Genomic DNA, 14,005 nt, shown 5'->3' on the forward strand with positions numbered 1-14,005 from the left:
TCCCCATGACGGTTTACGCGATTATCGGTGGCAGCGGCCTGACTCAGCTCGATGGCTTGAACATTCACCAGTCACTGGCCGTGGACACGCCTTACGGTGCGCCGTCGGCCGAGGTGCAAGTCGGTGAGTACGCCGGCAAGGACGTGCTGTTCCTCGCGCGCCACGGTCATCCGCACCGTTTGCCGCCGCATCGGGTGAACTACCGCGCCAACCTCTGGGCGCTGAAGCAGGCCGGAGCCGAGGCGATTCTCGCGGTCAATGCTGTGGGCGGGATTCACCCCATGATGGACACCGGATTTTTATGCGTACCGCATCAGTTGATCGACTACACCAGCGGTCGCGAACACACCTATTTCGCCGATAATCTCGAACAGGTCACCCACATCGATTTCAGCTCGCCCTACAGCGAAGCCCTGCGTCAGCAGCTGATCGCGGCATTGGTGGCAGAGAACGTCGGTTTTGCCAGTCAGGGTGTGTACGCCTGCACCCAGGGGCCACGGCTGGAAACCGCCGCCGAGATCGAGAGGCTGGAGCGCGACGGCTGCGACATCGTCGGCATGACCGGCATGCCGGAAGCGGCATTGGCCCGTGAGCTGGAACTGGATTACGCCTGCCTGGCGCTGGTGGTGAACCTGGCGGCGGGCAAGTCGGCGGCGGTGATTAGCATGGTAGAAATCGAACAGGCATTGCATGACGGGATGGGCAAGGTTAAGTCGACGCTGGCGCGGGTGCTTAAAGGCTGAGTTGTGCGCCACTGTCACTCATTCATCTTCCAAAGCATCGAGTGTATGTCTGCAATTATCGAGCAAATTCAACAGCTGCCGTGGGCGGAAGAGTTCAGTCATCGCGCTCTGGATAAGGCGCGCAGATATGCCCATGAACATCGGGTAAACATTCTCGAACTTGATGATGTGTTGGTTCGTGCAACCTGCAGGGGTTCCCAAGGTAACGTCTACGAACAGCACATCGAACTGGTCGAAGACGCCAATGGCGATTTTGGGCTGGACTGCTCCTGCTCATGCCCCGTAGTGATCGATTGCAAACACTGCGCAACCGTCATCTATCACCTGCAGGACCTTCCTGTCGCGGCGACTGACAGTCCTGCTGCTGTTCACTTGAATCGTGAGCTGGAGCGCTGGATCGACGGTATTCCTTCTGCAAGCAATCGCGCCGATGAGCCGGCACAGGGGACAAGTACGCGTCTGTTTTACAAACTCAGGGCTACACCCACTGCCGGTAAGTGGACGCTTGAAATCTTCAAGGCCCGCCAACTCAAGAGTGGCGTGTTGCAAGACATCAAGTCGATGTACTCGCTGTCGGACACGCTGATACGTCAACCCGGTTACCTGACGGAACTCGACCTTCGAATCGCCAGGCTGTTAGTCGCCGTTCACTCCCATCACGCGTATTACGCCGGCTATCCATTGGAAGGCAGCAGCGGCGCCGAGCTTATTGAGATGCTGTTGCGGACCTCGCGTCTTTTCCTCGATCTCGAACAGTCGCAACCCTTGGCGCCAGGAATGCGCAGAACAGGTCAATTTTTGCCTGGGCCGAACAAGCCAACGGCAGTTTCCGCCCGCAATGGGGCAGCGACGAAGCGCCAGTGGAAACGATCCTGGCCCTGGAGCCCTTGTACTATCTGGATCGCGAGCGGCTGCAAATCGGGCCACTGTTCAGCGAGATGGATGAAAAACTGGCGTGTCACCTGTCGTTGGCCCCGGATATCCCGGCTCGCCAGGCCATGCAGTTCAGCCATCGGATGAGAGCGGCGACTCAAGTTGCGCCGCCGCCGCATACGTTGACGGAACGGGTCATCGAGGGCGTTTTCCCTCAGGCTCATCTGGTGCTCGCCAGCGGCAAGCGGTACGTCCGCTGGCAGCATGAACCCGAGCACCGCGCCGCGTTGGCGTTCACCTACAACGGCCATCCAGTGTCGGACAGGAACCCGGAGGTGTTGATCCTTTCCGGGACTGAAACCCAGCGTATCCAGCGCAACCCGGTCGCCGAAAAAGCCCTGCGCCAGGCGCTGCAAAAACACGGTTTCAAAAAGGCTACGCGCAAAAGCAGTCTGGACCGTCCCGGCGAAATGTTCACCCTGCCGGATGATGCGACCTGGCTTGCCTTTGCGCAGGACGGGGTCCCGGCGCTGCGGCAGAAAAACTGGCTGATCGATATCAGCGAAAACTTTCACTTCATCGTGCAGGCTGTAGAAGAGTGGTATGCCGAGGTCGAGGAAGCGTCGGGGCACCAGTGGTTCGATCTGCAGCTGGGTATCGTCGTCAACGGCGAGCGTCACAGTCTGTTACCCATCCTGCTGCATTTGTTGCGCAGCCAGCCACAGTTGATGGACCCAGGCTTGGCCCAACGCAACGATGATGAACTGTTGCTGATCGGACTTGGCGACGGGCGTTTCGGTGCCAAGCCCCATGGCAAAGTCGCGCTGCCCTATGGTCGGATCAAACCGCTGATGGCCACCTTGGGCGCGTTGTACCTGGGTGACCATCTGGGTGATTCCTTACGTCTGAGTTTGCCGGATGCCGCGCGCCTGAGCGCGCTGGAAGGCGTGCCACTGGTGTGGCAGGGCGGTGAGCGACTGCGCAGTTTTGCGAAGCGCCTGCGTGAGTCGAACCATGCTCACGTCCCGGCGCCCGAAGGGTTGAAAGCGACCCTGCGACCGTATCAGCTTGAAGGGCTGAACTGGATGCAAACCCTTCGCGAACTGGAAGTGGGCGGCATCCTCGGCGACGACATGGGCTTGGGTAAAACCCTGCAAACCCTGGCTCACCTGCTGACGGAAAAACAGGCCGGCCGGCTCGATCATCCGGCACTGGCCGTGATGCCTACCAGCCTGATCCCGAACTGGCTCGACGAATCCCTGCGCTTTACTCCGCAGCTCAAGGTGCTGGCGCTGCATGGCGCCGCACGGCAAAAAGACTTTGCCAGCCTTGCTGAATACGACCTGGTGCTGACCACCTACGCGTTGCTGCCTCGGGACCTGGAGATTTTGCAGCCGCAAGTCTGGAGCGTGCTGATTCTCGACGAAGCGCAGAACATCAAGAATCCGCTCAGCAAAGCCGCTCAAGCCGCCCGTGATCTACAGGCTCGCCAGCGATTGTGTCTGTCCGGCACCCCGCTGGAAAACCACCTCGGCGAGTTGTGGTCGCAATTCCACTTTCTGTTGCCCGGCTGGCTGGGCGACAGCAAAACCTTCAACTGCGACTACCGCACGCCGATCGAAAAGCATGGCAACACCGCGCGGATGCACCACCTGAGCGCTCGGATAAAACCCTTCTTGCTACGTCGCAAGAAAGACCAGGTGGCGACCGAACTGCCGCCGAAAACCGAGATTGTGCATTGGGTTGATCTCAGCGACGGGCAGCGGGATGTGTATGAAACCGTGCGGGTTGCGATGGACAAGAAGGTCCGCGACGAAATTGCCCGCAGTGGCGTTGGGCGCAGTCAGATCATCATCCTCGATGCGTTACTCAAGCTGCGTCAGGTGTGCTGCGATCTGCGGTTGATCAAGACGCCGCTCACCGCCAAAGCCCTGCGTTCGGGCAGCGGCAAACTGGTCAGCCTGATGGAGATGCTGGAAGAACTGCTCAGCGAAGGCCGCAAGATTTTGCTGTTTTCGCAGTTCACGTCGATGCTGGCTTTGATTGAGGAAGAGTTGCAGCAGCGTGGCCTGGATTACTCGTTGCTGACCGGTGAAACGACGGATCGACGCACACCGGTCAAGGATTTCCAGAGCGGTAAAGTGCCGTTGTTTCTCATCAGTCTGAAGGCCGGTGGCACCGGGCTGAATCTGACGGCGGCGGACACGGTGATCCATTTCGATCCGTGGTGGAACCCGGCGGTCGAGAACCAGGCGACCGACCGCGCCTACAGGATCGGGCAAAACAAACCCGTGTTCGTCTACAAGCTGATTGCCAGGGGTACGGTGGAAGAAAAGATACAGGCGTTGCAGCAGGAGAAAGCCGTTCTGGCCGAAGCGGTGCTTGAAGGTGGGACGACGGGTGGGTTGAAGCTTGAGCAGAGTGATATTGAGGCATTGTTTGCACCGCTGCCCAATCTCAAGTCCTGATAGCGGATTTCTTCAGTAATGGCCCCATCGCGGGCAAGCCCGCTCCCACAGGATCTGTGTTGATCACAAATGTTGTGACCGACTCAAAACCTGCCCCACAGGATCTGTGTTGATCACAAATGTTGTGACCGACTCAAAACCTGCCCCACAGGATCTGTGTTGATCACAAATGTTGTGACCGACTCAAAACCTGCCCCACAGGATCTGTGTTGATCACAAATGTTGTGACCGACTCAAAACCTGCCCCACAGGATCTGTGTGGATCACAAATGTTGTGACCGACTCCAAACCTGCCCCACAGGATCTGTGTGGACCACAAATGTTGTGACCGACTCAAAACCTGCCCCACAGGATCTGTGTGGACCACAAATGTTGTGACCGACTCAAAACCTGCCCCACAGGATCTGTGTGGACCACAAATGTTGTGACCGACTCAAAACCTGCCCCACAGGATCTGTGTTGATCACAAATGTTGTGACCGACTCAAAACCTGCCCCACAGGATCTGTGTGGACCACAAATGTTGTGACCGACTCAAAACCTGCCCCACAGGATCTGTGTGGACCACAAATGTTGTGACCGACTCAAAACCTGCCCCACAGGATCTGTGTTGATCACAAATGTTGTGACCGACTCAAAACCTGCCCCACAGGATCTGTGTTGATCACAAATGTTGTGACCGACTCAAAACCTGCCCCACAGGATCTGTGTGGACCACAAATGTTGTGACCGACTCAAAACCTGCCCCACAGGATCTGTGTGGATCACAAATGTTGTGACCGACTCAAAACCTGCCCCACAGGATCTGTGTGGACCACAAATGTTGTGACCGACTCCAAACCTGCCCCACAGGATCTGTGTGGACCACAAATGTTGTGACCGACTCAAAACCTGCCCCACAGGATCTGTGTGGACCACAAATGTTGTGACCGACTCAAAACCTGCCCCACAGGATCTGTGTGGACCACAAATGTTGTGACCGACTCAAAACCTGCCCCACAGGATCTGTGTTGATCACAAATGTTGTGACCGACTCAAAACCTGCCCCACAGGATCTGTGTTGATCACAAATGTTGTGACCGACTCAAAACCCGCTCCCACAGGATCTGTGTTGACCACAAATGTTGTGACCGACTCAAAACCTGTGGGAGCGGGCTTGCCCGCGATAGCAATCTGCCAGGCGCCGCGGATCTCAGCGCTTCTCGAGCTTCTCCGGCAACGGCGCAAACAACGCTTCGATATCATCACTCTGCAACTTCCAGTCCCCGGCCTTGCGCCCGTCCAGCACGCCGGCGGCGAGGTCGGATTTTTCTTTCTGCAGGTGCTGGATCTTCTCTTCTACCGTACCCCTGGCAATCAGCTTGTAGACGAATACCGGTTTCTCCTGGCCGATGCGATACGCACGGTCGGTCGCCTGGTTTTCCGTTGCCGGGTTCCACCACGGGTCGTAGTGGATCACGGTGTCCGCTTCGGTCAGGTTCAAGCCAACGCCACCGGCCTTCAGGCTGATCAGAAAGATCTGACGCTTGCCGCTCTGGAAGTCCTTCACCGGCGTGCGCCGGTCGCGGGTCTGGCCGGTCAGCAGGGCGTAGGCGACACCGCGTTTGGTCAGCTCGTCCTCGATCAGCGACAGCATTGAAGTGAACTGCGAAAACAGCAACACCCGCCGTCCTTCCTCGAACAACTCCTCGAGCATTTCCATCAGGCTGTCGAGCTTGCCCGAGGTGCTGCCGCGCGCGGGCAGGGTGGCTTCGTTGACCAGGCGCAAATCGCAGCACACCTGGCGCAGCTTGAGCAGCGCCTCGAGAATGATGATCTGGCTGCGCGCCACACCCTTGCGGGTGATCTCGTCGCGGACTTTCCTGTCCATCGCAAGGCGCATGGTTTCGTACACGTCGCGCTGGGCTTCGTTGAGTTCGACCCAGTGGATGATCTCGGTTTTCGGCGGCAACTCGGTGGCCACCTGTTCCTTGGTCCTGCGCAACAGGAAGGGTTTGATCCGACCGTTGAGGTGTTGCAGCCGGACTTCACTGCCGCGCTTTTCAATCGGCACGCGGTAATCGCGGTTGAAGCTTTTTATGTCGCCAAGCCAGCCGGGCAACAGGAAGTGAAACAGTGACCACAGCTCGCCCAGGTGATTCTCCAGAGGCGTGCCACTCAGGCACAGGCGCTGGCGGGCATTCAGCTCGCGCGCGGCCTGGGCGGCCTTGCTGTTGGGGTTCTTGATGTACTGCGCCTCATCCAGCACCAGCACGTGCAACGGCTGCGCCGCCAGCCGTTCGACGTCCTTGGGCAGCAGCGCATAGGTGGTGAGGATCAGGTCGTAATCGGCCAGTTGGTCGAAATGCTTTTTGCGACTGGCGCCGTACAGCGCCAGCACCTTGAGTTGCGGCGTGAAGTGCGCCGCTTCATCGAGCCAGTTGGGGATCAGGCTGGTGGGCATCACCACCATGCACGGCCGATCCAGGCGCCCGGCGTTCTTCTCGCTGAGAATGTGCGCCAGGGTCTGCAGGGTTTTGCCCAGTCCCATGTCGTCCGCGAGAATCCCGCCGACTTCCAGTTGGCGCAACGACTGCATCCAGCTCAGGCCTTCCAGCTGATACGGTCGCAAGGTGGCGTTCAGACCCTCAGGGGCGGTGGCGGTGTGATCCTTGATGTCCCGCAGGCGCTGGGCAAAGGTGCGGATCTGTTCGCCGCCTTCCCACAGCAGCGGCAGGTCTTCCAGCGGATTCAGGCGCGTGGCGTCGGCCTTGCTCAGGCGCAGGGTGGTCTCGCCGGGCTCTTGCAGATAGAACTCGCCGAGGGTCGCCAGCACCGGTTTCAAGCGGCCGAAGGGCAGGGCGACTTGCAACGGCCCGTGTTCGGAATTGGGGCGATGGGGGATGTTCACCAGGATCAGTTCGTCGTCACGCCGGCGCGCCAGGCGCTCCGGGTTGAGGAGCTCGGTGTGGGAGCGCATCAGGTTCAACAGGATCGGCAGCAGGCTCAGCCGCTCACCGTTGACGATGATCCCCAGTTCCAGGTCGAACCAGTCCCGTTCCGGTGCCTGTTCGACCGTGGCGTACCAGTCGTCCACCGCGGTCAGGTCGAAACCGAAGTCCTCGTCGATCTGCAACTCCCAGCCCTGGGCGCGCAGCTTCGGCAGCTCATTGAGGGTGAAGGTCAGCCAGGCGCTGTCGTTGACCATCTCGAACAGCTCGCCGGCGCTTTCCGGCAAGGCTTTGCTTTGCCGGGTGGCGACCTTGAAGCCGAGGATTCGCAACTGTTCCCTGTAGGACTGTTCAATTTCCGGATGACGTTTTATCCGCAGTGTCTGGGTTTCCTGGCGAATCAGCACATCGGCGTTCTTCTGCCCGCTGACGTATTCATCCAGGTAGCTGAAAGACAGTGCGGCGCGATGCTGGATGTAGCGCTGCATCTTGCCGTTGCGCGGTTCGAAGGCGCTGAACTCGACGCTCGCCAGCCACAGGCGCGGCACCGGTTGCACATTGTCCACCAGCACTTGCGGCGCTTTCGGGCTGCGGTTTTCCAATACGGCCTGGAGTTTTTCCAGCAGCTCGGCGTCTTTGGCCGCAGCCGGGTAGGCGAGGGTTTCCTGCACTTGCAGCAGCACCGCCGCGCAATGTTTGCAGTTGCTGTGGACCGGGCACGTGCAATGGGCGTCGATCATCAGTAACGTGCCTTTGGCCGACTCACGCAGGCGAATGGTCTGACGGTAAACGTTACTGCCAGAGCCTTCGCAGGCGGCGATGATGGTGGCGTCGCCGGCCTCGACAATCCTGACGCGATTTTCCAGGGCGTAGCGGCGGCCACGCTCCAGGCTCTGTTCCTTGAATCGGCTGACCCAGGAAGGTGCCAGGGGTTTGCTCAGGGTCGGGGACACGTCGATCAGTCCGGAATTTCATCGGGGACTGGCCGAGGCGCAGGGGCGGTCAGCGAAGTGATCTTGATCAGCAGGCCGAGGTGGCCGTTGTCGAGGAAGTTCAGCTGGCCGTTCTTGGTGTGGCTTTCCTGCTTCAGGCGTTCGCTGGCAGTGACCATGCCGTTGGCGTCGATCTGGTTGACCCAGAAATCCGCGTCGACGTCGGTAAAGCGCCCCAGTTTCAGGCTCAACGTGCCCTCGATCGGGAACTGGCCGAATTGTTCCGCCCCCTCGCTGATCGCGACTTTGCTGGCTTCTTCACCGAGGTTCTGCTGCCACGCCTTGTGCAGCAACACCGTGTAGTCGTTGCTGGCGGTGAGCTTTTCCACTTCGGGATTGAGGCTCGGCGTGCGAAAACTGTCGGGGTCGATGCGCTGGGCGCCGGCCGCCCAGTCTTCCGGCGCGGCGCGACTGACAATGGCGGGCACCGCGTTTTGCCGCACCAGAATCATTTCGACCTGATACAGATCATCGGCAAATGCCGTCGGGACGAGCAGCGACATCAAAACTGTCATCAGGGTCAGTGAGCGAAACAGGCGCATGCGGCGTCCTTCAAGCAGTTTTCGGAATGAGGCGCTCGAACAGCGCCTCTACAGTATTAAAGCGCTCTTCCGGGCGCTCCATCGGCACCTGGAATTTAAACATCGTCGCGCCTTCGAATTTGTAGCGTTTGGGCTGGCTCTGGATCAGTTTGATCAGGGTCAGCGGGTCGACCGGCGTTTGGGTGGCGAACTCGATCCGGCCGCCTTGCGGGCCGCCGTCGACTTTCTTGATGCCCAGCAGCTCGGCCTGCAATTTCAGCGCGGTGATGCGCATCAGGTTCTTGGTCGGCTCCGGCAACAGGCCGAAGCGGTCAATCATCTCCACTTGCAGGTCCTTGAGGCCTTCCTCATCGGCGGCCGAGGCAATGCGTTTGTACAGGATCAGTCGCGCATGCACGTCGGGCAGATAGTCTTCCGGAATCAACGCCGGTACCCGCAGATTGACTTCCGGACCGCCGCCCAACGGCTGATCGAGGTTCGGTTGTTCGCCCTTGCGGATCGACTTCACCGCGCGCTCGAGCATTTCCATGTACAGGGTGAAACCGACGGCCTGGATCTGCCCGCTCTGACCGTCGCCGAGCAATTCGCCGGCGCCACGGATTTCCAGGTCGTTGGTGGCGAGTACGAAGCCCGCGCCGAGGTCCTGGGTATTGGCGATCGCTTCCAGGCGCTTTTCCGCGTCCGGGGTGATCTGCTGGCGCGGCGGCGTCAACAGGTAAGCATACGCCTGGTGGTGGCTGCGACCGACCCGGCCGCGCAGTTGGTGCAGCTGCGCCAGGCCGAACTTGTCGGCCCGCTCGATGATGATGGTGTTCGCGCTCGGCACGTCGATGCCGGTCTCGATGATGGTCGAGGCGATCAGCACGTTGAAGCGCTTGTGGTAGAAGTCGCTCATCACTTGTTCGAGATCGCGTTCACGCATCTGCCCGTGGCCGATGCCGATCCGCGCTTCGGGCACCAGTTCGGCGAGGTCGGCCGCGCATTTCTCGATGGTCTTCACGTCGTTGTGCAGGTAATAGACCTGACCGCCACGCAACAGCTCACGCAGCAGGGCCTCCTTGACCGTGCTCTTGTTCTGCTCCATCACGAAGGTCCGCACCGACAGGCGGCGGGCCGGTGGCGTGGCGATGATCGACAGGTCGCGCATGCCCGACACTGCCATGTTCAGCGTGCGCGGAATCGGCGTCGCAGTCAGGGTGAGGATGTCGACTTCACTGCGCAGGGCCTTGAGCTGTTCCTTCTGGCGGACCCCGAAACGGTGCTCTTCGTCGATGATCACCAGCCCGAGGTTTTTGATCTTTACGTCGTCGGACAGCAGTTTGTGCGTGCCGATGACGATGTCGATCTTGCCTTCGGCCAGGTCCGCGACCGCGGCGTTGACTTCCTTGGTCGACTTGAAGCGGCTCATCACTTCCACGGTCACCGGCCAGTCGGCAAAGCGGTCGCGGAAGCTGTTGTAGTGTTGCTGGGCGAGCAGGGTGGTCGGCACCAGGATCGCCACCTGCCGGCCGCCGTGCACCGCGATGAACGCCGCGCGCATCGCCACTTCGGTCTTGCCGAAACCGACGTCGCCGCAGACCAGGCGATCCATCGGTTTGGGCGCGAGCATGTCGCTGCGCACCGCATCGATGGTGGTTTGCTGGTCCGGGGTTTCTTCGAACGGGAAGCCGGCGCTGAAGGTCGCGTAATCGGCTTTCGGGTCTTCGAAGGCATAACCTTCGCGAGCGGCGCGGCGGGCATAGATGTCGAGCAGTTCGGCGGCCACGTCGCGCACCTGTTCGGCGGCTTTGCGCTTGGCTTTCTGCCAGGTCTCGGAACCGAGGCGGTGCAGCGGGGCCAGGGCATCGTCGCTGCCGGTGTAGCGGGCGATCAGGTGCAGGTTGGCCACCGGCACGTACAGCTTGGCGTTTTCGGCGTATTCGAGGGTAAGGAACTCGGCGGCCTGGCTGTCGATCTCAAGAATGGTCAGGCCCAGATAACGCCCGACACCGTGGTCGATGTGCACCACCGGCGCGCCTTCGCGCAGCTCGGTGAGGTTCTTGATCACCGCGTCGTTATTGGCATCGGCGCGTTTTTCGCGACGCCGGCGCTGCATCACGCGCTGGCCGAACAGCGGGCTTTCGGCGACCAGGGCCAGGGCCGGGTCGTCGAGCACCAGGCCTTCGTCGAGCGGCGCGATGGTGATCGCCAGACGCTCTTTGCTGGCGACAAAGTCCGGCCAGCTGTCGACGGTTTTCGGTCGCAGCTTCAGGCGCTCAAGCAATTCCAGCAGCACTTCGCGACGGCCGGCGGACTCGGCGGTAAACAGCACGCGCCCGGGGAACTCGTCGAGGAAGCTGGCCAGCGCCGCCAGCGGTTGGCTGGCCTTGGCTTCGATGGCCAGGTTCGGCAGTTCGCGAGCGGGGAAGCGCTCGCGGCCGACACCGGTTTCCACGTCCTGTTGGCTGGCGACGACACGCGGCCAGTTCTTCAGGCGGGCAAAGCAATCTTCCACCGGCAGGAACAATTCGGCAGGCGGCAATAAAGGACGCGCCGGATCGACGCGGCGCTCTTCATAACGATTGCGCACGTCGTTCCAGAAGTTTTCCGCCGCCTGTTCGATGCCCGGCAGGGAAAACACCTGGGTGTCCTGGGGCAGGTAATCGAACAGGGTCGAGGTTTCGTCGAAGAACAGCGGCAGGTAGTACTCGATACCGGCCGGGGTGATCCCGCTGCTCAGGTCCTGAAAGATCGGGCAGCGCCGGAAGTCGACATCGAAGCGCTCGCGAAACCGCGCCTTGAAGCGCGTGACCGCATCCTTTTGCAGCGGAAACTCTCGCGCCGGCAGCAGGCGAACGGTGTCCACCTTTTCGATGGACCGCTGGTTTTCCGGATCGAAGGTACGCAGGCTCTCGATTTCGTCGTCGAACAGGTCGATGCGGTAGGGCAGTTTGCTGCCCATCGGGAACAGGTCGATGAGCGAGCCGCGCACGGTGAATTCGCCGTGCTCGTACACCGTATCGACGTAGCGATAGCCACTGGCCTCAAGCCGGGTGCGCATCTGCTCGACGTCGAGTTTCTGGCCGACGTCCAGCACCAGGCTGCTGCCGAGCAGGAATCGGGTCGGCGCCAGGCGATGCAGGGCTGTGGTGATCGGCACCACCAGCACGCCATGACTCAGCTCCGGCAGCCGGTACAGGGCGGCGATGCGCTGGGAAATGATGTCCTGGTGCGGCGAGAACAGGTCGTAGGGCAGGGTTTCCCAGTCCGGGAAATGCAGTACGGGCAAATCCGGGGCGAAGAAACTCAGCTCCTGTTCCAGCCGTTCGGCACTTTGGCTGTCGGCGGTCACGAGCAGGGTAAAGCGCTTGGCTGCGCTGGCAGCCTCGGCGATGGCCAGGCTCAGGGCGGCACCGGGCAGGTTGCCCCAGTGCTGTTTACCTGCCGCGGCAGGGAGAAGCGGTAGACGCAGAACGGGCACGGAAGGTTGAGCTCCAAGCGTTGCGACAAAGTCGGTAATTGTAACGGTCCTGGGTGCCGCCTGTCAGTTGCAGACTGTGTCTATTACGCAATGGGACAAATGTAGTGGTAATGACAAAACCGGGCGGTTTTTCAGGAAAAATGACCGATTATGTAGTGGCAAAAGCAACCGGTGTTACGGATGGTTACGGACAAGGCAGCGCTGTCTCCAAAATTTTGACTCGGCTGCAGGCCACGTTTTTACTGGGCTGGAGCGATGCGTGATTTTTTTGAAGGAAAAGTTGTTACTGGTTGCGCGACAGGCGCGCATTGCTACGGGAGCCACTCGGCGGCATAATGTAGCCCCTTTTTTCTGCCCCTACATGTGGAAGGTTCCCGTGACTCAGAAGCCCGACCAGTGTCTTGGTGAATGGATCGACCGTGAAGCACTCGCAGAAGCGATGATTCCGCTTATCGGTCAGCTCTACCGCAATAACAACGTGGTGAGCTCGATCTATGGCCGCAGCCTGATCAATCGTTCAGTCATCGCGATTCTCAAAGCTCACCGCTTTGCCCGTCATCGCCAGTCCGATGACAGCGAATTGTCCGTCCACGAAACATTCCCGCTGCTCAAGGCGATGAGCGAGCTCAAGCTGGGCGCCGCTTCGGTCGACCTGGGCAAGCTTGCCGTCAAGTTCAAGGCCGAAGGCAATGGCCGCAGCGCCGAAGACTTCGTCCGTGACGAGCTGGCCGATGTGGTCGGCAAGCAAAACGGTTCCGGCCGTACCGGTACCGACGTTGTCCTGTACGGCTTCGGTCGTATCGGCCGTCTGCTGGCGCGTATCCTGATCGAGAAAACCGGTGGTGGCGACGGCCTGCGTCTGCGCGCCATCGTGGTCCGCAAGGGCGCCGAGAACGACCTGGTCAAGCGTGCCAGCCTGCTGCGCCGCGACTCGGTGCACGGTCCGTTCGATGGCACCATCACCATTGATGAAGCCAACAACACCATCACCGCCAACGGCAACCTGATCCAGGTTATCTACGCGAAAAACCCGACTGAAGTGGATTACACCCAGTACGGCATCAAAGACGCGCTGCTGGTGGACAACACCGGTGTATGGCGTGACGCCGAGGGCCTGGGCCAGCACCTGGCGTGCCCGGGTATCGACCGCGTTGTGTTGACCGCGCCTGGCAAAGGCAAGCTGAAGAACATCGTTCACGGCATCAACCACGGCGAAATCACTGCTGACGACAAGATCGTGTCCGCCGCTTCCTGCACCACCAACGCTATCGTGCCGGTGCTGAAGGCTGTGAATGACAAGTTCGGCATCATCAACGGTCACGTCGAAACGGTTCACTCGTACACTAACGACCAGAACCTGATCGACAACTTCCACAAAGGCGATCGCCGTGGCCGTAGCGCCGCGCTGAACATGGTGATCACCGAGACCGGTGCTGCCACTGCTGCTGCCAAGGCCCTGCCTGAGCTGGCCGGCAAGCTGACCGGTAACGCGATCCGTGTTCCGACGCCGAACGTGTCGATGGCCATTCTCAACCTGAACCTTGAGAAAGCCGCCACCCGTGAAGAGATGAACGAGTACCTGCGCTATATGGCGCTGCACTCCGATCTGCACAAGCAGATCGACTACGTCAATTCGCAGGAAGTGGTGTCCACCGACTTCGTCGGCTCGCGCCACGCAGGCGTGGTGGACGCTGAAGCGACCATCGTTCAGGACAACCGCGTTGTGCTGTACGTCTGGTACGACAACGAGTTCGGTTACAGCTGCCAGGTAGTGCGTGTGATGGAAGACATGGCCGGTGTGAACCCGCCAGCGTTTCCGCGCTAAGCATTAGCGGCAAATGAAAACGCCCCGGCTTTGGTCGGGGCGTTTTCGTTTGTGGGGTTTGGGCGGGTGCGGGTGGGTTGTCTGCGCAGGCCTCATCGCGGGCAAGCCCGCTCCCACAGGGTTCGGCGGCGCTTGCACTATTGTGTGAACACCACCAATACCTGTGGGAGCGG

At 60.2% G+C, this 14,005-nt stretch carries 6 protein-coding genes and 1 pseudogene; 4 read left to right on the top strand and 3 right to left on the bottom strand.

All coding sequences use genetic code 11. From position 1 onward, the window contains the following. Nucleotides 1–5: 5 nt before the first annotated feature. The gene (locus ACA062_RS08660) at nucleotides 6–743 is read left to right on the top strand and encodes an S-methyl-5'-thioinosine phosphorylase (RefSeq protein WP_497456013.1); all 738 of its coding nucleotides are present in this window, start codon (nucleotides 6–8) and stop codon (nucleotides 741–743) included. 45 nt (nucleotides 744–788) lie between these two features. Beyond that, nucleotides 789–4,084 (top strand): annotated as a pseudogene (locus ACA062_RS08665) (DEAD/DEAH box helicase). 1,191 nt (nucleotides 4,085–5,275) lie between these two features. On the opposite strand, the gene ACA062_RS08670 reads toward ACA062_RS08665, so the two are convergent. Genes ACA062_RS08670 through mfd form a run of 3 tightly spaced genes read right to left on the bottom strand, consistent with a single transcriptional unit; the run spans nucleotide 5,276 to nucleotide 12,007 of the window. Then, complete coding sequence (locus ACA062_RS08670; protein ID WP_497456014.1) at nucleotides 5,276–7,966, bottom strand: SNF2-related protein; 2,691 nt, start codon at nucleotides 7,964–7,966, stop codon at nucleotides 5,276–5,278. Between the two features lie 5 nt (nucleotides 7,967–7,971). After that, a complete protein-coding gene (locus ACA062_RS08675) occupies nucleotides 7,972–8,547 on the bottom strand; it encodes a CsiV family protein (protein WP_497456015.1) in 576 nt (191 codons plus the stop codon). A gap of 10 nt (nucleotides 8,548–8,557) precedes the next feature. Further along, nucleotides 8,558–12,007 carry a transcription-repair coupling factor gene (mfd, locus tag ACA062_RS08680; RefSeq protein ID WP_497456016.1) on the bottom strand — a complete coding sequence of 1,150 codons (3,450 nt, stop codon included), beginning with the start codon at nucleotides 12,005–12,007 and terminating at the stop codon, nucleotides 8,558–8,560. A gap of 110 nt (nucleotides 12,008–12,117) precedes the next feature. On the opposite strand from mfd, the gene ACA062_RS08685 reads away from it, so the two are divergent. Together ACA062_RS08685 and ACA062_RS08690 are read left to right on the top strand one after the other, a co-directional pair. Continuing rightward, nucleotides 12,118–12,270: a hypothetical protein gene (locus ACA062_RS08685; RefSeq protein ID WP_497456017.1), complete on the top strand. Its 153-nt coding sequence runs from the start codon at nucleotides 12,118–12,120 to the stop codon at nucleotides 12,268–12,270. Nucleotides 12,271–12,368: 98 nt separating this feature from the next. After that, nucleotides 12,369–13,832 carry a glyceraldehyde-3-phosphate dehydrogenase gene (locus ACA062_RS08690; RefSeq protein ID WP_497456018.1) on the top strand — a complete coding sequence of 488 codons (1,464 nt, stop codon included), beginning with the start codon at nucleotides 12,369–12,371 and terminating at the stop codon, nucleotides 13,830–13,832. Nucleotides 13,833–14,005: the final 173 nt, after the last annotated feature.

It is taken from the genome of Pseudomonas sp. LBUM1679 (assembly GCF_059695565.1).